The organism is Marinagarivorans sp. (assembly GCF_982758155.1).
The window spans coordinates 21434-43522 of sequence record NZ_CEXWTU010000008.1 but is presented as its reverse complement, the minus strand read 5'-3'; the positions used below and the strand labels follow the sequence as shown (position 1 = coordinate 43522).

Below are 22089 nucleotides of genomic sequence, written 5' to 3'. Positions count from 1 at the left end.
TCTGAGTTTTAAAAAAAAGAGCCTAAGGCTCTTTTTTTATATTGATCAAACGTTTATGCAACCAATAATCTAAACTCACATAACGTCCCGCGCCAATAAAAAATAATGCGAGTAACATAATAAAATAGGTGGCGGCAAACTCGATGCCGTTATTGAGTACAACAAAGCTGCCTGTTTCGGTGAGCCATTCGTAATTACCATTTTCTTGTAGTAGTTCTTTGGCTTTCGAAAGGCGGTTGCCGACATCTGCACTGTTTTCTAAACTGGCAGCAGCTCCAGGAAAGTTAACGGGCGCTAACACAGCGGACATGCTGGTTTCAGCGTTGCCGGGTGCGATGGCGTACCAACCATTACTCCAGTGTGCTGTGGTCATAGCAATGACCATAGTGAACATTAAAGGAGCTGCCAGCCAGCGTGTTGCTATGCCAAATAAAAGGGCGAAACCGCCAATAATTTCCGTTGCTGTGGCTAAAAAGGCCATTAGTAAGGGGGCAGGCAAGCCTAGTCCCCAATCGTCATTGCCGAACCATTCTACGACGTTGTCAAAACTATTCATTTTATTAAAGCCCGCCGAAATGAAAATAGGCGCAAGGTATAGTCGTAATAATAAGGGCGCAATAAAATCGGCGTTGCGAGTTTTATTGAGAAGATTGTGTAAAAGTGTGGCTATGGGTCTTAAAAAAAGCATGTAATTATTCCCTGCGTTAGATGCACAGTAGTGAGTTGATGCGGTTTATTGTTTGGGTAATCAGTGTTGCTGATTGCGGCCGATGATTATTTTGGGGTTGATGCCAATATTCCCCGCGCTAAAAAGTCGTCGATAATGGGTTGGCCGAAAGTGATAATTTGTTGCGGGTTTGGATGGTTTATTGCCGCGGCAAGCTGTTCTAGTGCTTGGTTCTTATAACAGGGCGCCTGCTCAATAATTTCGAGTAGGGCCGCAGTCATCGCGTTCATGGCCATAAACTGTACGCAATGATCTGCGTTGCGGTAAATTGCAAGGAATGTCGCTTGAGGGACATCGGGTATGCAATCTACGGATATTTGGTGAACGGGCCACTCAAAGGCACAGTTGCGTAGTGTTGGATTGGCGTAGAGTTTCCCATCTCCGACGTTGTGAGCGTTTAAAGCGGTAGCATTGCTGATATCTACGTCAAGTTCTAGCCACTCATATTCTATGAGTTCGGCGAACCAAGCGGGTAAGTCCAGGGTGTGACTCCCATCTTGAATGTAATTCACAAACTCTTTAGGGATTTCGCTGAAATACGGGGTGTGACAGCGCCATTCTATAAAAAATGTGCGACAAAAAAGTAACCATGCGTCTTCAGGAAAAAGGCTTTTAGCAACGGGAAAGCAGTTGTTAATAAAACCGCAAATATTATTAAAGAATAATTCTTCGTAAATCTCACTCGCGCGCGCAGGAACACCTTGCGGGCGAGATAGAGCTGCGGGCTTGCGTAAGTGTTTACCATAAGCGGATTGAAAAGCCTGTAAACCTGCAGGAGCCGCTTTATACGTGTTCATGAGCGGTGGCCTGCAGCGACTCTGTTTGCAAATTTTTTCTGTGCCGTGTTTTGTAATGTTTTTATTTGGGTAATTTCATTGTGAAGCTGGGCAAACTCGGGAAAGTTAAAGTCACGCTCTAAGCAGGTTGGCGTGAGCGCCGGGTTATTAAGATAACCGTAGGTGTATTCGAGTAATGCCCACACAGGGTCGATAACATCGGCGCCGTGAGTATCAACGATAAAACCGTCGAGCTCGACGTAGTGCCCGGCCACATGTAAATAACAAACCTTGTCGAGGGGGAGTGCGGCGATATATTGCTGAGCATCAAAACCAAAGTTCTGACTATTCACATAGACATTGTTGACGTCTAAATGCAGCATGCAGTTAGATTCGGCGACAACCGCGCTAATAAATTCTTCTTCGCGCATTTGTGCGCCTGGTGGTGCGAAATAATACGAAGCGTTTTCGATACCGATGGGCATTTCAAGAATATCTTGCGCCTGCCGTATACGCTGTGCAACCCAGTGCACGGCTTCTTCTGTGCAGGGAATGGGTAGCAGGTCGTACAGGTGTCCATCGTCGGCACACCACGATAAATGCTCTGTATACAGGGTGATGTTGTGGTGTTTCATAAACGCTTTAATATTGCGTAACAATTGCGTATCGAGTTCGGCAGAACCGCCAACAGATAACGACAAACCATGACACACAAAATTAAAGCGCTCAGTAAAATGGCGTAAATCTCGAGCGTAGCGGCCACCTAGGCCCAGCCAGTTTTCAGGAGATAGTTCAAAGAAATCAATATCACTGAGTGACTGTTCCTTTAGCGTATCTAGCATCTCGCGCCTAAAGCCTAAACCGGCACCTTTTAAGGCTTGTGCTGCGGGGGTTGAAACCATAATAAGGCCATTGCTGGTGTGTCTGGGTAGATTGATGTGCAGCGATTGCTGCACATCAACGTGTAAAGGTGTTTACTAATTATTAAGCAGAACCGCACTTACCTTCACCACATTTGCCTTCGGTTTTCTTTTTGTCGGCGCCGCACTTGGCTTCGCCACATTTACCGTCAGATTTCTTTTTATCAGCGCCGCATTTTGCTTCACCACATTTACCCTCAGACTTTTTCTTGTCGGCGCCACATTTAGCTTCACCGCACTTGCCTTCAGATGTCTTTTTATCGGCGCCACATTTTGCTTCGCCACATTTGCCTTCAGATTTTTTTTCATCACCACCGCATTTACCTTCTCCGCACTTGCCTTCAGCGGCGGCAACTTGGTAGCCAGCCTCTAATGCTGTGGCGCTAAATGGATTTTCGCTGGCAGCAACGTGGCCAGAAGCTAAGGCAATGGCAACAGCAGAGCTTAAAGTAATGCTTTTTAATGAATTGTTCATGGTGTATTTCCTAAGTGTTTTCGAAAGTTTGTGATCGTTGGTTAGTCGTGTAATCAGGTATAAAGTTTCGTATTGTTCGGCGGCAAAACCCATGTGGGGTTATACCGCATTAGCCTGTATAGCAGCTTAATTCGTTAATGCTCAATCATCTAGTGAAACGGTCATTTCAAACTGTTCATGGGATTAGTCGCTAGTGTGGCAGGATTCTTACACGATAAATTTAAAATTTTTATCACAAATGGTATGGAGCAAGGGGATATGACGGAAGATTTAGGGCAACAAAGCCCGTAAGCCCCCTAGGTATAAGGGCTGCGGGCGAGTCGGTGCTGGTATAAGTACGTTGCGCTGATTGGTGCTCAGGTTTCAGATTAGCTGAGAAACTTCATCGCTTCAGCCATATCGTCGTTAACGCCCTCGGCGATGGCCGATTCGATGTCAAAGTCTAAGCCTAAGCGATCAAAGGCGGCCACGGCACTGTAATCTAAGTCACCAAAACGCTGACCACCAGCCGCCAAGCTTTGGAGCATGGCGACAGTGACGATATCCGAATAGTCGGCTTTATCGACTTTTCGGCTGAAGTCGACGTGACTTAGGGGAACATTGCAGATTTCGGCGGGAAAATCCCACTCGGTTAAAATACGGGCACCGAGTAAGCTGTGGATTTCCTGAATAATGCTGTCTAGGGTCATCCCGTCGCGCAGTAAAGCGGGGTAATGTTCAGCGAATTGCAAAATAGGGAGTATGCCAATTTTGTGGGTAAGCCCAGCCAGCGCTGCCATATCGGGTCGTAGCTTGGTTTGAAACTTACAAATCATGGTGCACATGCCGGCAGTTTCCGATGATATGGTCCATACATCACGTAGCCGCTTATCGACCATATCGGTAGTCGCTTGAAACATTTGCTCCATAGCTAAGCCAATCGCCAGCGAGCTGGTTGTGGCAAGCCCTAGGCGCATTAATGCCATATTTAGGTCTTGGATATCTTGGCTGCCGCGATAAAGCGCACTATTGGCAACCTTGATAATACGAGCCGTTAGCGCGGCATCGTGACCAATAATGCCGGATAGCTTTTTGATGTCCACTTCTGGATCATCGGCTGCATCCCTCACCTTAATGGCCATCTCTGGCATGGTGGGTAGGATGAGCTTATCGGCTGCAATGGCATCACATATGGCTTTGTAGACCTTCTGGGATATGGGTGACATTGATGCTGCTGTGGACATACTGCGCCCTCGTTAGAGTTTCCGTTCCTTTAAGGTATAGCATAGGGAAGCGCGAGTGGCTGTAAGGCATGGGTATGAGCGGGGCGATTAACCGGGCTATTGTCACTTTCTTGATCTGGTGTGGTTGTTGCCACAAATAAGGCCGGTGCATCCGCTGAAAATAATTTAGTGCATATCAGGAGTTTTGCGCCGACTTCGTCGGAAGCGACAGCCAGCACTTCACCTACCGCTTTGCCTTCGGCATTGATAATGCGTTGACCAACGGCAATGGGCTCGTTGGCTGGCCCGCTAAGGCTAACAGCATGTAGGCGCTGTTTACTTTGCCCTTTGTAGTGCAAGCGGGCGATTATTTCTTGGCCGGTATAGCAGCCCTTTTTAAAATTGACTCCACCGACTAAATCGAAATTAAACGCTTGGGGCAGGTGGGTATCTACGGTGAGATGCTGAACTTCTGCAAGGCCGCGCTCAATCATCAGTTGCTGCCAGCGGTTACTGGTGTAAACGGTAGCGCCTGCTAAAGAGGCTTTTATGGCATCGATGCCACTGGGTGAGTGAGCGCTTACCCATAATTCATACAAGGTATCGTCATGGCACAGCAAGGTGCCAGTCTCACTCAGGCTAAAAGCGCCAGCTTCGGGTGTGTTGTGGCTTATGCTGGCGGGCGGTGTACCCTCAATGCCTAAAGCTAGCGCCAGGCTTATTTCACACTTAGCTTTTGAAAACACAATATATTTTTTAAGTGCGAGAGCCGCGCTTTCAGCAATACTGTGGTGGACGCGTAAGCCTACGCAATCTTCCGCTAGAAGCGCCATGGTAAAACTGCTGAGCATTCGACCTTTTACGGTACAGTGTGCGCCAAGCTGCCAGCGACCTTGTGCAAGTTGAGACACGTCGCAGGTACACTGCCCCTGCAAAAATTTTATGGCATCGGGTCCTGTGATGGTAATAATTATGTGCTCGGTTAGGGGAATCAACCCTTCCCCTGTAGCGGTGTTAGTGAGCGTTATGGATTCAAGAAGTGAAGTCCAAGCGTTAGTCATGGGTCTTACCTATATTTGCGTGTCGCCAAAGCAGGTCAACAGAATGTACGGCGAATGGGGGAGGCCGGCGTATAATGGTCAGCTATATTATATAAATCTGTGTAACACACGATTATTGAGGTTTTTTTATGGAATACAACCGCCTAAAGTGGGCTAGCCGTCGTGGCATGCTAGAGCTAGACCTTGTTCTGATGCCGTTTTTGGAGAATGTCTATTTAACGCTGCCGCCAGAAGATCAAGCGTTATATGTCGAGCTACTTAGCAGTGAAGATCAAGATATGTTCGGTTGGTTGCTCAAACACAAAGAAGCTCCAACGGAGGGGCTAAAGCGTATTGTGGGTATTGTGATGGATAATACGGGCTTAAAGGTGTGATGCGCCTCTTCTGCTAAACCGCCGAAAGATAGTAGCCCCAAACATTTACCGGCTAGCGACAAGGATTTCGCTGTGTATAAAAAAGATAAGGATTACATTTTCAAAATTACCCCCTCGCGTTTTATTCCAGCAGTGCAAACTTCTCTGTGGGGGTTTAGCGCGGTGTGCGTTGTGTTTGGCCCGTTTTTAGGGCTGGCCAAAATTATTTTCGCAGTAGTTTGGGTGGCGCTCGCTTTTTATTACTACCGCCAACACTCGCGCCAGCGCAGCTATTCCCAATTACGTTTGAGCAATGGCAATTTATTATTAGTCTTCCGCAATGGTCAAGAGCCACAATTGGTTTTTTTTGCCGGAGCCCAGCGTATTTTGCCTTGGCTGGTTGAAGTCAATTTAAAATTGGAAAATGACAACGTTATTCATTGGGCCGTTGCCTTTGATTCGATGGATGCCGCAAGTTTTAGGCAGTTGAAAGTCTTTGTGCAAACGCGGACGGAGCAGTTGCAAAGTAAATGAGACCGCGCTGTAGTCGCGTGACCCACCAGTCCGACGTGGGTCATATCCTTCAGTATAAATTATTTAAAAAGTCACAGTGCCGCCCATAGAAAACATATACATGTACTCTCCTCCGTTGGCTTTAAAATCAATAACTTCGTATTCAGATCTAACGGCAACAGAGCCGAGTTGAAATTTGGCTCCAATGCCATAGACGGAGCTAAAGCCAGATTCAAACAGGTTTCCGCCGGATTCATCGATGTCGGAATCATTAAAGCTGGAACCCCACTTACCAAATACACCCATTTTCCCAAGGTTAAAGCCAATCATTCCAAAAAAGTTAAGGGCGGAAATATCCTGGCGGTAGCGCGTGGTTGTAACGTATTGTTGGTATTGATTTTCAGCAATAACGGTCTCGCCGGTTTCGCCTTCTTCGTAGTATTGACTAGTATAGCTATCGATAATGCCGAATTCACGATAGTCCACTTCAAAACCAATATCTATTTTAGATGTAAGCCCGTAGTAGTACCCGCCCAGAATTTTAAATCCAGTGGTGTACTCGTCGAGGTAAACATAACTGTCATAAACACCGATGTCATCATCGCTAGCATCAATATTGGATTGGAGCATGCTTCCGCCCATATATATTCCATCTCGCTCCTCCGCAAAACAATTGCTCGTAATAATAGCGATAAATAAAGGAATATATTTTGGCAGGATTTTCATCGAAAGAACCTTAGTGTTTTTAGCTGGAGTGACTATTTAACGTGGCGCCACTATAACGACATTCATAGGTTGAAAAATGTTAACAGCGTATACATTCTGAATTAGTATTTTAGTTTTTTATAAGTGTTATTCGTTTTTTGCTACATGCCGCACACGGATTCTGGTGCTGCTTCACAGAGTAAAAGCATTTGGTTTTATTAAGCATATTTAAATGGCGTACCTTGGCGTCTAAGGTTTCCTTGGGGGCGAGGCAATAATATTTGTCCTCTTGGATGAAGGGGGCCTGCAGGGAGGCAGGTTGTTAGAATAACGCTGGAGTAGTTACCGAGGCGTGTAACGCTTTGAGCAACGCTGTTGAGGAGGTAGGCGGTAAGTATTATTATTGGATACAGTATTTTTTCCTCCTCCCTCAGCTGCAACTTTCTCAAGTTTAGGCCGTAAGTAGGCTTAGTCAGTTACTTGTGGGGTTAAGTTGATGAGTTGGAAAGGTTTAGTATTGGGGTTGTCTGGAGTGTTGTTGGTTGGCATTTTAAGTGGATGTGATGGCGCTGGAATGGTGCCACTGAATGGGGAGTCTTCGAGTGAAGAGTCCTCGAGTATGCCGTCGGTAAGCTGCCGGTTATGCTCCAGCGACTATATTTTGTCGGCTGTGGGCGCGCACGATGAAGCGCTAAAGACTCGGGAGATTACTTTGCAGCATGAGCCGGGCTACCTCTCAAGTGCAAACGAGGCGGCGCGTTTTTTGGCGGTGAGTTTAACGGAAACAAAAATGTGGTTGGTTTATGAGCCAACGTCTGTTGCTAGTACCAGCTATAAACCTGTACTGGTATCACTATTCGATAGTGGGGCTAAATTGCTTGCCGCAGTGACAATTACGGCCGAAATCACACGTTACAGTCTATTTGGGCTCTCCGAATATACTTCTCGCCTTGCTAACAGGGTTCACCGAGGGGTGCCTGTTCGAGTGAACGAGCCTATGGTGCGTATCAATGTAACGGGATCCCATGCCGATTGGACGGTAATGGAATACAGCGATGCGTTGGTATTGTCTGCGTTTGATGGCGTGGGGCCGAGTCAATTTCATGCGAGGCTGCGAGAAGGCTATGTACAATTAGAGGATGAAGCGGAGCACTTTGTTACTGTAAAAGATAAACTCTCTAATAAAGAGTTAACCTCTAGATTTTCAAGCTTCGCTATTGATTATGCTTTAGTGGTTGATGGCGATGAGCAACCCATTGTTTTTGATGTGAATACAACGCCGGAAGATTTGACCAAAACATTTACAGTGCAAGACAAATTTGATGGCGAGTATCCTGCGTTATTGGTGCCGTGGAAGATCATTAATGCTGATGAAGGCTTAACGTTTAGTCAGGCACAAGGTAGTACCGAGCAGCAAACAGAGCTTTATGTAACCGTGGACCCTAGCTTTATTCCTGAGCGTTTATGTTTCGCGGTAGCTATTAGTTCTTATCAAGTCAATGACTGCCGTTTTGATTTTGACTGTCAAAGCTTATGTATTGAAACGCAGACTAACATTCCCATTCTAAAGCATGTCGCTTTAGCGACGAGTGTCGCTGGGCAGGCAACGCGTATATATTTGGACTTAGCTCATAATAGCCTGCGTGAGGATTATCCTGATCCACTCAGTACACCCGATCACCGAACTGCAATTGTGGACATTGCTGGCAGCGAGATAGAGGTTGAGCTTTCAAAAGATTCTTATACACAGGCATTTCCTATACTCCTCGACCCGCTAGTGCAGGGGCAGTACGTAATTAAAACGACTAAAAATGACCTATCGCCGGTTAAATCGCTAACTATTTTACCTGCCCCAATATTTCCGAAGAGTGCAGTGTTGTTGAGTGAAGTGAAAAATTGGTTTTTCAATGCAGAAACACAGCAATTGAATGTGTTGACTAGGGAAGGTGTTGTTGCAAGCTTAATGTGGCGTGATGGAGTATGGGTCGCTACTAATTGTGATCTGCCAGAACGTGTAGTAGATATTGAAATTACGCCTAATTTCCAATTGGTTATGACGGCTGATGTGATTTATCAGTACTCAATAAATGAAGGGGTTTGTATTTTTGACGAATTGCCTGAATCGAGAGGACACGGGCGCGCTTCCCCGCCACCTTACACACGTTTTATTTATAGCTCGCTTGGAGGGAATCGAAATTTGGTATTTTCTCGCAGTGTGGTTTTTGAAAATGAAACTGACGAAGATAATTTGGATTATTTTTACACTCGGGGGCTTACTTGGCCTGATGATGTTATCGCGAGACAAGCAATTGACTGGCATTCACTTGGGCAGTTTGAACCGTTCTCTAATGGCCGAATAACTGAATATTATGCCAGCGGTAATCGCTCTGTGTCCTTGGCTTATGATGACTTCTCAAGTGATAACCTTAAGGTTGAAGTGAGCCGTCATGGTATATCGAATCATATGATTTTAACCGAGGACGAAAGCTTTCCTTTTAATACGTTTGTATCATTTGATTATGTCGGAGACCGTTTTGTCAGCGCGCACCATAGTGTCTTTGAATACAATAACGACGAAGAAAAATACCTCGAAATTACTGCTATTCCCACCCCGCTAGAGGGCACTGTTTTAAGCAGTAGTATGGGAGCTAATGGCAAAGCGGTATATCGTTTGATATGGGTTAATGGCGTGTTGGAACTTAACCGTTACAACATTGATGATTTAATGGCGGGTATTGTTACTATCGAAAATATCGAATTACCTCTGCCTAATCCTCTGTACACACTCGGTGACTCGGTAAAAATTATCGCTTTACCCGGTGGGAATAATTTGCTGATAAATTATGGGGAGAACTTGTTGTCGGTAGGCGTGAATGGTGAAAAGGAATAATAACCATTTATGTTAAATAACAGGTGATGCCTCTGTGGATACGCATTGATTAGTGATTACAGAGGCTCTATAGGGTTATTCTCTCTTCTTTCCTCCCCAATATAAACATCCTACTGCGGCTAATAAGCATAGGCTGCTAAGCATTGCGAACAGTAATGTGTAGTTTGCACCTATTCCGGCTTCAGGCGGCATGATTACATTAATTGATAACAGCGGCAGGGTGGCGATCGGGGTTATAAATTGGCCAATAAAAAAGCACGATGTGAGCTTTCCCATTTTTTCCCCTCGTTGTTCTGGTGGGTAGCGGGACATCAACCATGTGACTAAATTGGGGCGAACAACACCGAGGCCAATACCTATGATAATTAAAATCGCCATTAAGACTAGTTGATTAATCAATCGGTTTTCAAGGGTGAGCAATAATGACTGGCTCGTTGCCCACATAATAAAGCCAAGAGCAATAATGCCAAAACCGACTGCGTGTAATTGATGGGGGCTACCTAAATGCTGAAAGCGCCGGTATTGACTAGCCGTAACAGCCATAACCAAAAGCATCAGTGCAATAAAATAACCACTGTACTGCGCATTGCTTGATACGTCACCGGGTAATGAATTGAAATAAAAGGGGAGGTGAACGGGAATGGTATAGAGCATTAAAACCTCTACTATGGCCAGCGCGCAACAGCCCCACAATAAAAGGTTTCGTTTATTAACACTAGGTGTCGTTTGCTGAAGAAGGGGTGAGGAATCGTTGCTTGTTGGAGGCTTTGAAATCGAGACTTTTGTTGGATTAACAACCCATAATAGTATGGCCGGTAACGTTAAAAAGGCTAGGCCGTAAAGTGCAAACGGATAAAGCCAGTTTGTGCCTGCTAAAACATTGGCTGTGGCAATAAAGGCTACGCCGCCAAAGCCACCAAAAGCCGCTTGCAGTCCTAGGTAGTGCCCACGTTGTGGGCCCGCATAATAGTCACTAAAAAGTGTAGTGCAGGTAACCATAATGCCAGCCACGCTAATGCCTAATAAAAACCGTAAGACTAATATGCCACCTAAAGAATCACTGACTGCAATGGCTAAACACCCTAATAAACCATAGCTGGCCACAGCGGTGAACAGTAATAATTTTTTATCGTAAGTGTCTACAAAGCGTCCTATAAATGGCGCACTGAGGGCAATGGCTAAGCCTGGTAGGGTCATAGCCATCTGTACCCAGAAATCAATATGTTTAGTGGTTGAGAAATTTTCGGCCATTGCTGGGAGTGACGGCGCAATGGTGGCGCCAGCCATTACGGTCAAGGTACTGACTAACAATAGTGTCATGTTGCGAAAATAGTCAGAGCTTTGTAGTCTGTGACTGTCGTTATTCGTCGTGCCAACGGTATCAGAAGGGTGCATGGTTCTCTCAAAATTTTAATGCAGGAAAATAGTGTGGAGTATCATCCTAATGTTTTTCATATAGGGTGATACTTTTTAAATATTACTAATATTTCATGAGGTATTTTTAAGGTTTTATTCGTGACCGTGCCGACTCTGCTGCCCGTTGATGATCGGAAAACAATTCGGCTTCATTAAAATAGGGACTGTTACCGTCAAGCATAACGGTTTGGCCTGCAACCATAACTTGTGCAATGTCCTGACTGCTGCCGGTTAATAAAAAGGTACGTAGTGGGTGCTGGCTATTACGGTAGCGCCAATTGTCTTTGTTTATAAAAACAAGGTCGGCTTTTTTTCCTGTTTCGATGCTGCCTATTCTGTCCCCCCAACCTAATGCCTCGGCCGCGTAGGCAGTGCCAGTGAGTAATGCGGTTGTGGGTGGGCAAATGGTATTGCAATTGCCAATCTCATTACTGGTTAAATGGGCCGCGCGCATAGCTTCTGTCATTCCGCCGGAATAAAAAATATCACCATCGGTGCTGCTGGCAAGGGGTAAGCCGGCTTTTAACCTTTGAGAAAAATGGCCACTGGCACTTAAGGTGTTTTCACCCAGCATGCCGTAATGTCCCGGTGCATAACAAAATTTAACGTTCGTATCTTGGAGTAGTTGATATTCCTCTTTACTTAAAAACGCGGTGTGTACCGTCATTAAGCGCTCGCTTAAAAGACCTAAATCGGCCACGCGTTGGACGGAGCTTTTACCAAAAACGCGTTGAATAGCGGCGTCTTCGTTAGGGAGCGCGCCAAGGTGCATGGCATAAGGGCTTTGGTATTGATCGGCAATACTTTTCATGGCGATTAACTGCTCGTCAGAGCTACCAAAAGTGCCCATCACGGTAGGCATTCCACACACTAAGCCCGAGCTGTGGTTGTGCCATTTAGCCATTAATTGTTGTACATCATTAATTTGCTCTTGGGTATCCGCAACGGGTATGGCGGCATTGCCTTCGTTGGGAATCATGATGTCACTAGACCAACGACTAACCCGAATGCGCATACCAAGATCAATGGCGGCCTGCGCCATGGCATCAGCGGTGTTGGCCGAGCCTAAATCCCCAAGGGTTGTAGTACCCGAGCGCAATTGAGTCCATAGGCTCCAGCGTGCAATGGCGATAGCTTCACTGGGTGTGAGCCGTTTAGCTACGCTTGAAATAAAGCCAAACATGCCGCCCAATGCGCCGATGTCTCCACCATTACTATAGGGCGTTGGTTGTAAGTGGCTGTCATCGGGTTCTTCATCATTGGGTGCGACAAAGCTTTCGTGCCAGTGCGGGTTCACAAAGCCCGGTAAAATCATAGCGCCACTGGCATCCACGATTGAGTCGGCTTCAGGTAATGCTTCATCCATCGTTCCTACCGCAGAAATCACATCGCCTTCAATCGCGATCCAGCCATTAGTCAGGCAGCTAAGTCGCGGCGCAGAAGTGCTATTTTGAGCCGTGTAAATAAATGCATTTTTAATGACTTTTCGTTCATCATTGTTTTTGTTTAGGCGATTAATCGTTGAAGATGCTTTTTTCACCGTCAACACAAATTCAGGGTTAGTGGCTGTTGCGGCGTTAACCGCAGTAGGGCGACTGGAAGCTGTGATTACGGGTGAGACTTGTTTCGGTTGTAATGGCATTAACGCCTGATAACCGGCTGCGGTGTGCAGCGCGCAGCAGCTCATGAATCACAAGCCTCTAGTTCTTTTTGGGTATCATTAAACTGTGGATTTAATGCGGATGATTCGGTGGTAAATAAGCCATCACTTAACATTTTCTGCAATGCATAAGAAACGGCTAAAATCGTTTTATCAACTTGTTGCTCGGTATGGGCTGAGCATAAAAAGTTCACGTCGCGGCGTAATATAATGCCCTGCGCTGCCATTAAACCCACAAAAGGTTCGGCAAGTGTTACGTGTACGGCGGGATTTTTGGCAAATAGAAACATAGGGATAGCATCGTAGCCTACGATTCTTAGGGGGGCATTTAAGCGTTCGGCGACTTGGTTAATACCGTTTTTAAGTTTTTTACCTAGCGTATGAATATGGCTGATGTAGTTTGTTGTTTGATAGGTCTTGATGGCGGCTGCGCAAACCTCTAGAGATAACATTTCGCCGCCAAAGGTGGTCGAAACTTGCAGTTTTTCCATTTCGTTGAGTAAAGATCTTTTACCCACAACGGCAGATAGCGGCATACCAGCCGCTAATCCTTTAGATAGTGTGACTAAGTCGGCTTCTACATTGAAAAATTCTTGCGCGCCACCTTTTGCAAGGCGAAAACCAGAAACGACTTCGTCGATTATAAAAATAACATTCTTAGTGTTACAAGCGACTTTAACGTGTTGTAAAAAATCGGCGGTAAGTACACGGTTGTAAGGAATCGAAAGTAATATAGCCGCTAATTCATCCCCTTTTTCTGCAATTAAATCGAGTAAAGGTTGTTCGTCGCTAGGTTGGAATAGGGGCATGCGATAAGTGAATTCAGCAATGGCCTTAGGTACGCCGGGTGTATCGAACATGTAATGGTCGTGCCAGCCGTTATAGCCCACGGTGACTATTTTGTCTTTTTGTGTGCAAAAGCGGGCTAACCTTACGGCGGCTGAATTGGCGTCGGCACCTGTTTTGAAAAAACGAACCATCTGGGCATTCGGAATAACATCAATTAGTGCCTTAGCTGTTTTAACCTCGGCAGGAGCGGGTAGTGAGTGTAGTAACCCTTTGTGTAAATTATTACTGATGGCGTTTGTAACAGCGCGGTGGTTATGTCCTAATGCATTAGCGCCTAAGCCGCAAATATAATCTATGTAGGTGTTCCCATCCACATCGGTAACTTCAGCGCCGTTACCACTCTCAATATAAACCGGGAATTTACCGGGACAAAACTGTTCAGGTTTTTTCATCATCGATTGAGTGACGCCCGCAATAATTTCTCGGGCATCTAAAAGTAATGCATTTGATTTTTTTAGACCGTTTTTAATGTTGTTCATTGTGGAGTCCTAAGTAAATTAAGGTCAATAAAGTTTGTGTGATTTTTTACGTTAGAGTCTGTGAATTATTGTTAATCGCACCTATGAATATCCCAGTGTTGCGCCCCCATCAACTACTAAAGTTTCCAATGTGATATGGCAAGCCAAATTTGACAATAAAAAAACAACCGACTGTGCGATATGTGCTGGGGTGGCAATACGCTGCAAAGGAATACCTAAGCGATGCTGCGTTAAACTGCCGTCAATGACTTTTTGTGCATCGCTTTCGTCGTTCCATAATTGTCGTTGCATGGCTGTATCTGTTGAGCCGGGGGCAACGATATTGCAGCGAATGTTATGCTCAGCTAACTCTAAGCCTAAGCATTTAACCAGCTGTGTTGCCGCCGCTTTAGACGCGGCATATGCCCCCATGCCAATGCGCGGTACACCGGCAGCATTCGAGCCTACGGTCACAATTGCGCCATTTTTACGCGGCACCATTTTCTGGCCTACTGCACGGAAAAAATTAAAGGCACCGGTCGTATTTACTGAAAAAGTATTAATCCAATCTTCATTCGTAGTATTAAGCAGTTCGCTTAAACGTAAAATTCCTGCCGCATTGACGGCAAAACTAATGGGGCCATAGGTGTCTTCAATATACTTAATCATTGTATTAACGGCGCTAGCATCTGTGACATCTAAGGAATAACATTTATCTTCTTGTGCGGCATAGGCAATGTCGAGCCTTAAAACGATGGCGCCATGCCCCACTAAATTATCGGCAATGGCTGCGCCAATGCCCTGGCGCGCTCCGGTTACAACCGCGACCTTGCCATTAAACTCACTCCCGAATAATGGTTTATTGACGTTTACTTCTGGACTAACCGTTACTGTTGACATGTAAAGCCTGCATGAGAAAGTTAATATTCTTCGTCCATAATGGTATGACGTTGTTGGTGGTAACCCTCTTCGTCTTGGCCATTGCGCCAATAGGGCACGGCGTAAAGTAAAGCCTTTGGTAATTGAAACGTTGTGCGTAAATAATCACGTACTGTAAGCACTAAACTATTTTCGCCTGCAACTAAAGCGGATAAAGGCGCATCAGTATTCGTTAATTTTTGGTTATTGGTTAAAGGTGGTTTCTTTAGGTTGGCAACCTTCACGTAGAGCTTAATTGCCTCGAGTACTTGCTCGGAAATACGCGTAGCAGTATTTATGTTCTTTGGATTACCTTGTATTTCATTGTCTCTAAATTGAGGCTCTAACCAGTGGATTTCCAATTTTGTATTGTGCTGAAGCTTTAATCCGTGGCATTCGCCGGCAATAAAAACAGCACCTTGAGATGTGCTGGGTAACGCTTCCACAGTGGCTTGTATTGCTGGTAGAGCCGTTAAATCACCAGCAATAATGTGATGCTGTGCGGGTGCAAGTAAAGGATTGGGCCCGCCTGGGCCTGCAACGCCAATTAAATCGCCAGGTTTGGCTTTTTGTGCCCAGTTGGCTGCAGGGCCTAAATGTTTATGCATAACAAAATCAATGGCCAACGTATTATTTACCGGGTTGTAATAACGTACGCTGTAAGTCCTTGTTATCGGGCGAGCATCATCGGTCGGCCAAATAGGCCCTTTTGGTCCAAGCGTCGGGAGTAGTGGTTGAATTTGATGGGCGCGAGGAACAAATATTTTAATGTGGCCGCCATAATTATTAACGGGAAAATTACGTAAAGTTTCGCCACTTAGAATAATACGGCGTATTTGTGGGTGTGGGTTGGAGCACGCTTGTACTTTCAGTAGTCTTGGGGGCGTACGTTTGTCGACCTTGCTCGTTTCGACTGAGGTATCACCTATTATCAACCCTTGTTTCTCGGCGCTTACAATGTAAGGTTCGAAATTGATTGCAGTAGATTCTGCATTAAATGCGATTGATGTCTTTAATAATCGATAGAAGTTATTGTTTTTAATTTCAGATAAGGCCATCTTTTTAGGTGCTTGCTGGAAAAAAGCCAGTAGCGCTTGATCTTCTGCATGCTCACTTAAGGCTAATCTTTCGAGCCACACGGGCATGGCAATTTGATGATCTTTGTAGCGCGGCGCTAATTGTTGAAATAATGTATTAAGATGGGTTTTATCTTGTGGTACGCAATTAATTACTTGAGTCTTATTGTCGGTGGGTAACACAGCGTGAATGGATAATATTTTTTTACAAATAATATTCGCTGCGATATTTACGGGTAGCCAAGGTTCACTGATCGCGGTGATTGGCAGTGCTTTAGTACGCTCGCTGGCAGCTATTATTTTCCAGACTAAATCCTTAGTATTAATAAATCCCGTTCTCAGTTCCCCTACTACCCGAGGTAAGCGGTAAATACAGCTCTGGACGCCAAAAGCCTCGGCTTGTGTTATAAGTGACTCCGATGCCCATTTAGATTGTTGATAGCCATCGTGTAATGCGTCGTGCCAAGCAATGGTTTTTTCGGGTAATGGTAAGTTACCGCCTACAGCAATCGTAGAAACGTAGTGGAGTGTCGCGTTAGCTTTGGCTGCTAAATGTAAACAATCTACGGTGGCGGTTACATTAGCTGCTGCAAGAGAGTTGTAATTTCGTACAATGCTAGTAATAGCGGCATTGTGTACAACGGCATCGGTTGTTTCTGCTAGCCGGTGATAATCGGCTTGAGATAAACCGAATTGAGGTTCTTCTATTGAACCTAATATTAACGTGATTCGTGGATTTTTGGTAAGTGCAGGCAGCGTTTGTAATCGACACGATATAGCGATTTTTTCCCAAGCATGTTGTTGGCTTTGCGCGCGGATCAAGCAAGTGATATTGGCAGTTGTCGTTGTGAGTAAGTGGTGTAATAGTTGAATGCCAACAAAACCGTTTGCGCCCGTTAAGAAAATATTAGCGGGTACTTTATTATCCGTATTATGGTCGGCTATATTTTTCGAAACTGGCGGGAAGTCGCTAGGCAAGCACAGTGTTTTAATAATTTCATTGCCATCGCTAGGCGCCGGGTTATTCGGTAAGGCTGAAAGATATTCTGTTGAAAGTAGAAAGTTGTCATCCAGTTTTGGCAGTAAAGGTGTTAGCGCACGGGCTAATCTGTTTGCGGTAGGGTGTTGAAACAGTAGACTAACGGGTACATTGCATTGTAATTGTGTGCTTAAGCGCGTTGCAATTTGTAATAATTGCAGCGATTGACCACCGAGCATAAAAAAATCGTCTTGAACACCAAAACCTTTTTCTCCCAGTATCTCTTGCCATATTATAAGAATAGATTTTTCGAGTGGAGATGCTATTATTTTTCGACTATCCACGTCCTGATGTATGATAGTGTTGTCATGCTGGAAGTTAAGTAGTAATTTTTTCTTGTCGATTTTCCCCGCAGGATTTTTTGGCAATTTTTCGCAGAAAATTATTCGGTAGGGCATCATAACCGCGGGTAGTTTCTTAGCAATAGCGGTCCTGAGTTCAGTTTCTCTATTTTGATCATTGTCAAAACTATTGATTGCAATGTAAGCAATAATACGAGGCACAACGGCCGAGGTTTCAGTTTTTTGGATCTCTGCGATAACAACGGCCACTTCACTAGTATCGATTTCCTGCAGTAATATAGACTCAATCTCTGCAGGGTTAATACGCTGCCCGCTAATTTTAACTTCATTATCAATTCTTCCTAGGTATTCAATATTCCCCGAACTATTGATGCGTGCTCTATCACCAGTGCGATAAATCGATAATGGCGGCTCTGCTCCACCAAAATCCAGTTCCGTGAAATATTGAAGGGTCAAAGCGTCATTGTTTAAATACCCACGTGCTAATGATTGGCCAGCAATAACAAGCTCACCGTCTTCACCGCGCAATGCTAGCTGTACATTAGGTTTTTGAAATTTTTCTTGACTGTGTTCAGCGGACTTAACAATTAATAGCTCTCGATTGCTGAGTGGGAGACCGATAGATACTGCAGTATTTGTTGATGCTGGGTTGTCTTTAGTGCTCGTTTGATGTGTATGAGCTGAACTTATTGCCGTTGTGGCCCCTAATTGTGCGACGCTAGCGACGACGGTGGCTTCGCTCGGAGCATAGGTGTTGAGTAATTTAATCGGGCGGGTCGAGAGTAGTTTTTGATAGTTGCGTACTCGTTCCTCAAGCGCGGCTTCCCCGCCAATAATCAGTGTGTGTAGTGTGCTGGGCAGATTACATTGGCTTTGGCTACAGTAAAAAACCCATTCGTGCCAAAATGCCGTAGGTAGATCTAATACCGATATGGAAAGCTCTTCACAGCTTGCGTTAAACGCTGCCATGGAATCGATCATATCGTCGTTGCGAATAACGAGTGTAGCGCCAACGCATAGCGGAATAAATATTTCTTCTATGCAGGTATCAAAATGCATGGGCGCAAAGTGTAATACACGGTCAGCGGCTGTGATTTGATACTCTTGATTGGCGCTTAGAATAAAGTCATTGAGCGATTTCTGGTCAACCATGACTCCCTTGGGCTGGCCGGTTGAACCCGAAGTGTAAATGCCGTACGCCAACGGGGATAATTTATTTTCAGCTTGTTGAAGTCTATGCTCAAAAAAATCGACGGCATTGATTTGCGAATGGGTAGCGAACTGTTTAATACTTTCCAATGCTACTATGCGAGTTTTCGTTTCAGTGGTTAAGTAATCACCGCGTAGCGTATTATCTCGATGTTGCGTATCGCAAATAATAACCTTAGGTTGCGCATCGCTAATGATTTTTTGATTTCTATCTTTAGGGCCGGCAGGATCAATAAAAATAAACTGCGCATCTAATGCCAAGCAGGCGAAGCAAATAACAACAGACCAAGGGCCGCGAGGCAGTGCCACTATTACGCGGTCGCCATTGTGAACACCTTGCTGCGCTAATGTTTGGGCGCAATCAACAATATAAATTCCTAGTTGTTCGTAGCTAATTTCTTGTCGTTGCTGTGTTAATGCTGTAGTTGAATTTTCAGCCGAGCTTTCGTTCGTTGTACGAGTATCATTATCGTTAGTTTCGGGATTGTCAAAATACTCTAACGCTGTGTGATGGCTACGGGTTTTTATCGCTTGATACAGTGCGCTTAACACCGAAGGTGATGGGGCTTGTCTTTTGGGGCCGACGAGCCAAGACGTTGCATCACGATTAATCCGCAGCGGAGCATTACCTTGTTGTAGAATAATACTTTCGCTTAGGTTCAAGAAACTATTTACATATTCATTTAGCTGATTTTCTTGATACCGCGTAGGGTTGCCTTCGAGAGAAAAGTGAATGTCACCTTGGTTTGTTAATGCAAACGAGAATGCTATATCTTCGACAGGACCTGCTGATAATGGATGTAGGGTGACTATCGCATTTCCGAATTTTGGTGCCCGATCAAAAGGCATAACGTTGACGACAGGGCCGAAGGCTCGTTTGGGTTCGGCGCTTGAAGATGGTTGAGCTTGTGTTTTGAGTTCGGCGTTGAGTTGTTCATATCGATAGCGGTTATGCGATTTACTATTATTAAGTTGCTCACAGACCTTTTTGATCAGTGCGTTAAAAGTATTTACGCCGCTGAAGTCGATAGGCAGAGGCACAATATTCATCACCATTGCCGGTACTTTTAACGCGGTAGACCCCATGCGGTTCATCACCGGCTGACCTAAGTTTATGTGCCCCGAGCCCGTGTGCTGAAAAATAAAGGCTGCGACTAATGCATTTAAGCCATGCGCCCAATGGCATGCTTGCTGTGTAGTGCTATTTTTTAGGCAGAGTGATTGAAATTTATTGAGCCATGCTTGGGGGATTATTCGGTTTACGCGAAGGCTGCGCTGGGTAAAGTCTAATGTTGTCGTTGATTTTTTAGATAAAGTGACCGGTGCAGGCTTGTTCGCTAATGTTGTTAACCAATAATTTTTATCTTGCAGAATATCTTCTGAATATTGATATTGATGATCGGCTGTCAGTAATTTTTGGTAAGCCTCTACGGATTTTTTCCATTGAACTTTAGCGGGAAGATGCGGCGCGCGATACAGTGCAGCAACGTGCTGGCCAATAATAGAATAAGAGAATCCGTCGCAAGCAATGTGATGGATCATTAAAAACCAAGCGTAATGATTCTCGCCCAGTTTAATCAGTGTACTACGGTAAGGAGGCTCTTTATCCAGTGCTATAGCATGACTTAACTGCTGATTAGCCCAGGCTATGGCATGATGTAACGGGCTTTCTTGCGTGAATTTTGTGGCTAAACTAGCATCATAACCGTGAGTTATTTCTTCTTGGGGATGGGGAACTAAGGTTTGCGCTGTATTTCCGTCAATCGCAAAGAAGCGCGTATTAAGCGGCGCACAATTTTTAAGTACATTATTAATGGCCTTTAATAGGCGTTGTGAATCTACCGATGAAAATTCCATTAATTCCGCGGTATTGTAATGAGCAGCGTTAGGTGTGATCTGTTGTCCTAACCAAATCCCCGTTTGTGCCAAACTAAGAGGGTAGGTGGGCTCGGGTTGCGGTGGTTCTATGGTGTTTTCTTCGGGCGGTGGACTTAAAGCCGTGATTTCAATATTGGCCTGTGTAGTGGCGCTTGTTTTGGGGGCAGTGTTTATTGACATCGTTATTCTCCTAAGCCGGTTCTGTAACCGCGGGCTGTACGCTAGCGCTGAGTAATACTGCCCAATCGTTAACGGTAGGGGTGTCGGCCAGGTCAATAAAGTCTACGTTTGCACCGGCACTTCGCCATTGATCTAACAGGTTCATTAATCGAATAGAGTCCAATCCCACATCCATTAAATTATCGCTAGCGCCAAAGTCGTCGGTTTGAATATTGAGGGCGTGGGCAATTTGCTGCTGCAGTGCTACAGGGGAAAATATTCCAGTATTTTCATCCTGTGTAGTGGATTGCGTTCTTGGCTTCGACGTTCGAATGTCTTTGGTGGCTATCGATAAAGGGATAACGGCTCCGCATCGCCCTGCGATATACTGGCGTGCCATTAGGTGTTCCTTTTGACTAAAGTCGGCGCATGCGTTTTCTATGACAAAGCATTGTATATCGCGCATAAAGCCTTCAAGGCAAGTACTTAGAATTCCAATGTGTGCATAAACACCGCAAATAATAAGTTGGTCTTTATTGTTGTCGCGCATCCATTGCTCTAAGGGAGTACGTTGAAAAGCGCTGTAACGCCATTTTGTAAACACTAGAGCGTCTTCACTGGGTGTTAATTCTTCGATGATTCCTGTCGGTGGTGGTGTATCTGAGAGCTCATTGCTGTCTCTTAGTCCGGGGCCCCAAAAATCAGTAAGTAATGCACGGTCTTCGGGTCTTTGGTTGGGGGGTTGTGCGGTGTACACAACAGTAATCTCGGACTTTTTACTAGTATTAATTAATTGTTGGCAATTATCGATTACGATATTAATTGGTGATTTTTTTCGATCGTAAAAGTCAACGAAATAATTCTGCATATCATGGACCAATAAGACGGCGCGCGATGCATCGATATGCCAATCCACGCGATTTTCAACGACAGCGCAAGCTGAGTCTAGGTTGTAGGGTGAAATACGGGGTATGGCCATGATCGATTCCTGAAAATAATGAGTGCAATCGCAGTTATGCGTCACTGCTGTTTAGAGGTGGAATAGTCGTTGATTAAATCGCTTATTTGATGGCAGTGTTAACAGAGGAAAGTTGCTTATTAATTTTTTGTCGTAAAAGTTTTTTACTGACTTTTCCAAAGTGTGTTTTTGGGAAGTTATTAATCATTTCTATGCGGTCAGGGAATTTATATTCGGCTAGCCCTTGTTCTCGCAAAAAACGTCTTATCGTCATAAGGCTAATACGTACATTGTTATGAGGAATGACATAGGCACAACTGCGTTCGCCTAAGAAGTCGTCCTCCATAGAAACCACGGCTGCATCTATAATGTTGGGATGTTTTAGGAGTTGCTCTTCCACTTCGGCCGCTGATATTTTTTCGCCACCGCGGTTAATTTGGTCTTTGTGTCGCCCTTCTACAACGATGTAGCCCTCGGGTGTTAAGCTGACAATATCGCCAGTGCGATAGAAACCATCGGGGGTAAAGGCTTGCGTGTTATGGCTT

Annotated in this window: 17 protein-coding genes; 3 read left to right on the top strand and 14 right to left on the bottom strand. The window is 45.0% G+C overall.

What is annotated here, in order from left to right:
- Positions 1–22 precede the first annotated feature (22 nt).
- The 6 genes from AC3A8L_RS02120 to ygfZ form a co-directional block, all read right to left on the bottom strand.
- Positions 23–688, bottom strand: a complete 666-nt coding sequence (locus AC3A8L_RS02120; protein ID WP_487960568.1) for an HvfX family Cu-binding RiPP maturation protein — start codon at positions 686–688, stop codon at positions 23–25.
- 86 nt (positions 689–774) lie between these two features.
- Positions 775–1524 (bottom strand): HvfC family RiPP maturation protein, encoded by a 750-nt coding sequence (locus AC3A8L_RS02115; protein ID WP_487960567.1) that lies wholly within the window; start codon positions 1522–1524, stop codon positions 775–777.
- The gene (locus AC3A8L_RS02110; protein WP_487960566.1) at positions 1521–2405 is read right to left on the bottom strand and encodes an HvfB family MNIO-type RiPP peptide maturase; all 885 of its coding nucleotides are present in this window, start codon (positions 2403–2405) and stop codon (positions 1521–1523) included. Before AC3A8L_RS02110 ends, AC3A8L_RS02115 begins: the two co-directional genes overlap by 4 nt.
- An 82-nt stretch (positions 2406–2487) precedes the next feature.
- Entirely contained in the window at positions 2488–2898 is a 411-nt protein-coding gene (locus tag AC3A8L_RS02105) for an HvfA family oxazolone/thioamide-modified RiPP metallophore (protein ID WP_487960565.1), read from the bottom strand.
- Positions 2899–3266: 368 nt separating this feature from the next.
- A complete protein-coding gene (locus tag AC3A8L_RS02100) occupies positions 3267–4121 on the bottom strand; it encodes an HDOD domain-containing protein (RefSeq protein ID WP_487960564.1) in 855 nt (284 codons plus the stop codon).
- Positions 4122–4150: 29 nt separating this feature from the next.
- Complete coding sequence (ygfZ, locus tag AC3A8L_RS02095) at positions 4151–5161, bottom strand: CAF17-like 4Fe-4S cluster assembly/insertion protein YgfZ (protein ID WP_487960563.1); 1011 nt, start codon at positions 5159–5161, stop codon at positions 4151–4153.
- Positions 5162–5289: 128 nt separating this feature from the next.
- Here ygfZ and AC3A8L_RS02090 point away from each other — a divergent pair, with 128 nt between their 5' ends.
- Complete coding sequence (locus AC3A8L_RS02090) at positions 5290–5535, top strand: FAD assembly factor SdhE (protein WP_487960562.1); 246 nt, start codon at positions 5290–5292, stop codon at positions 5533–5535.
- 72 nt (positions 5536–5607) lie between these two features.
- The gene (locus tag AC3A8L_RS02085; RefSeq protein WP_487960561.1) at positions 5608–6048 is read left to right on the top strand and encodes a protein YgfX; all 441 of its coding nucleotides are present in this window, start codon (positions 5608–5610) and stop codon (positions 6046–6048) included.
- Positions 6049–6111: 63 nt separating this feature from the next.
- Here the strand turns inward: AC3A8L_RS02085 and AC3A8L_RS02080 are convergent, their stop codons facing one another.
- A complete protein-coding gene (locus tag AC3A8L_RS02080; RefSeq protein ID WP_487960560.1) occupies positions 6112–6753 on the bottom strand; it encodes a hypothetical protein in 642 nt (213 codons plus the stop codon).
- Positions 6754–7228: 475 nt separating this feature from the next.
- Between AC3A8L_RS02080 and AC3A8L_RS02075 the strand changes: the two genes are divergently transcribed.
- Positions 7229–9622: a hypothetical protein gene (locus tag AC3A8L_RS02075; protein ID WP_487960559.1), complete on the top strand. Its 2394-nt coding sequence runs from the start codon at positions 7229–7231 to the stop codon at positions 9620–9622.
- Between the two features lie 75 nt (positions 9623–9697).
- Here AC3A8L_RS02075 and AC3A8L_RS02070 read toward each other — a convergent pair whose 3' ends face one another.
- The 7 genes from AC3A8L_RS02070 to AC3A8L_RS02040 form a co-directional block, all read right to left on the bottom strand.
- Complete coding sequence (locus AC3A8L_RS02070; protein WP_487960558.1) at positions 9698–11017, bottom strand: MFS transporter; 1320 nt, start codon at positions 11015–11017, stop codon at positions 9698–9700.
- A 106-nt stretch (positions 11018–11123) separates the two neighbouring features.
- Entirely contained in the window at positions 11124–12725 is a 1602-nt protein-coding gene (locus AC3A8L_RS02065; protein WP_487960557.1) for an amidohydrolase family protein, read from the bottom strand.
- A complete protein-coding gene (locus AC3A8L_RS02060) occupies positions 12722–14026 on the bottom strand; it encodes an aminotransferase class III-fold pyridoxal phosphate-dependent enzyme (RefSeq protein ID WP_487960556.1) in 1305 nt (434 codons plus the stop codon). The genes AC3A8L_RS02065 and AC3A8L_RS02060 overlap by 4 nt, the downstream gene beginning before the upstream one ends.
- Before the next feature lie 81 nt (positions 14027–14107).
- Positions 14108–14905, bottom strand: coding sequence for a 2,3-dihydro-2,3-dihydroxybenzoate dehydrogenase (dhbA, locus tag AC3A8L_RS02055; RefSeq protein ID WP_487960555.1), 798 nt, complete (start codon positions 14903–14905; stop codon positions 14108–14110).
- 20 nt (positions 14906–14925) lie between these two features.
- The gene (locus AC3A8L_RS02050; protein WP_487960554.1) at positions 14926–20607 is read right to left on the bottom strand and encodes a thioester reductase domain-containing protein; all 5682 of its coding nucleotides are present in this window, start codon (positions 20605–20607) and stop codon (positions 14926–14928) included.
- 10 nt (positions 20608–20617) lie between these two features.
- Positions 20618–21565: an isochorismatase gene (locus AC3A8L_RS02045; protein ID WP_487960553.1), complete on the bottom strand. Its 948-nt coding sequence runs from the start codon at positions 21563–21565 to the stop codon at positions 20618–20620.
- An 82-nt stretch (positions 21566–21647) separates the two neighbouring features.
- Positions 21648–22089 (bottom strand): AMP-binding enzyme (locus AC3A8L_RS02040; RefSeq protein ID WP_487960552.1); only part of this gene is annotated, 442 nt, incomplete at its 5' end.

Bases quoted from the DNA above. Each gene is read 5' to 3' on its own strand.
- AC3A8L_RS02120 (WP_487960568.1), bottom strand. From the start codon at position 688: ATGCTTTTTTTAAGACCCATAGCCACACTTTTACACAATCTTCTCAAT.
- AC3A8L_RS02115 (WP_487960567.1), bottom strand. From the start codon at position 1,524: ATGAACACGTATAAAGCGGCTCCTGCAGGTTTACAGGCTTTTCAATCC.
- AC3A8L_RS02110 (WP_487960566.1), bottom strand. From the start codon at position 2,405: ATGGTTTCAACCCCCGCAGCACAAGCCTTAAAAGGTGCCGGTTTAGGC.
- AC3A8L_RS02105 (WP_487960565.1), bottom strand. From the start codon at position 2,898: ATGAACAATTCATTAAAAAGCATTACTTTAAGCTCTGCTGTTGCCATT.
- AC3A8L_RS02100 (WP_487960564.1), bottom strand. From the start codon at position 4,121: ATGTCCACAGCAGCATCAATGTCACCCATATCCCAGAAGGTCTACAAA.
- ygfZ (WP_487960563.1), bottom strand. From the start codon at position 5,161: ATGACTAACGCTTGGACTTCACTTCTTGAATCCATAACGCTCACTAAC.
- AC3A8L_RS02090 (WP_487960562.1), top strand. From the start codon at position 5,290: ATGGAATACAACCGCCTAAAGTGGGCTAGCCGTCGTGGCATGCTAGAG.
- AC3A8L_RS02080 (WP_487960560.1), bottom strand. From the start codon at position 6,753: ATGAAAATCCTGCCAAAATATATTCCTTTATTTATCGCTATTATTACG.
- AC3A8L_RS02075 (WP_487960559.1), top strand. From the start codon at position 7,229: ATGAGTTGGAAAGGTTTAGTATTGGGGTTGTCTGGAGTGTTGTTGGTT.
- AC3A8L_RS02070 (WP_487960558.1), bottom strand. From the start codon at position 11,017: ATGCACCCTTCTGATACCGTTGGCACGACGAATAACGACAGTCACAGA.
- AC3A8L_RS02065 (WP_487960557.1), bottom strand. From the start codon at position 12,725: ATGAGCTGCTGCGCGCTGCACACCGCAGCCGGTTATCAGGCGTTAATG.
- AC3A8L_RS02060 (WP_487960556.1), bottom strand. From the start codon at position 14,026: ATGAACAACATTAAAAACGGTCTAAAAAAATCAAATGCATTACTTTTA.
- dhbA (WP_487960555.1), bottom strand. From the start codon at position 14,905: ATGTCAACAGTAACGGTTAGTCCAGAAGTAAACGTCAATAAACCATTA.
- AC3A8L_RS02050 (WP_487960554.1), bottom strand. From the start codon at position 20,607: ATGTCAATAAACACTGCCCCCAAAACAAGCGCCACTACACAGGCCAAT.
- AC3A8L_RS02045 (WP_487960553.1), bottom strand. From the start codon at position 21,565: ATGGCCATACCCCGTATTTCACCCTACAACCTAGACTCAGCTTGCGCT.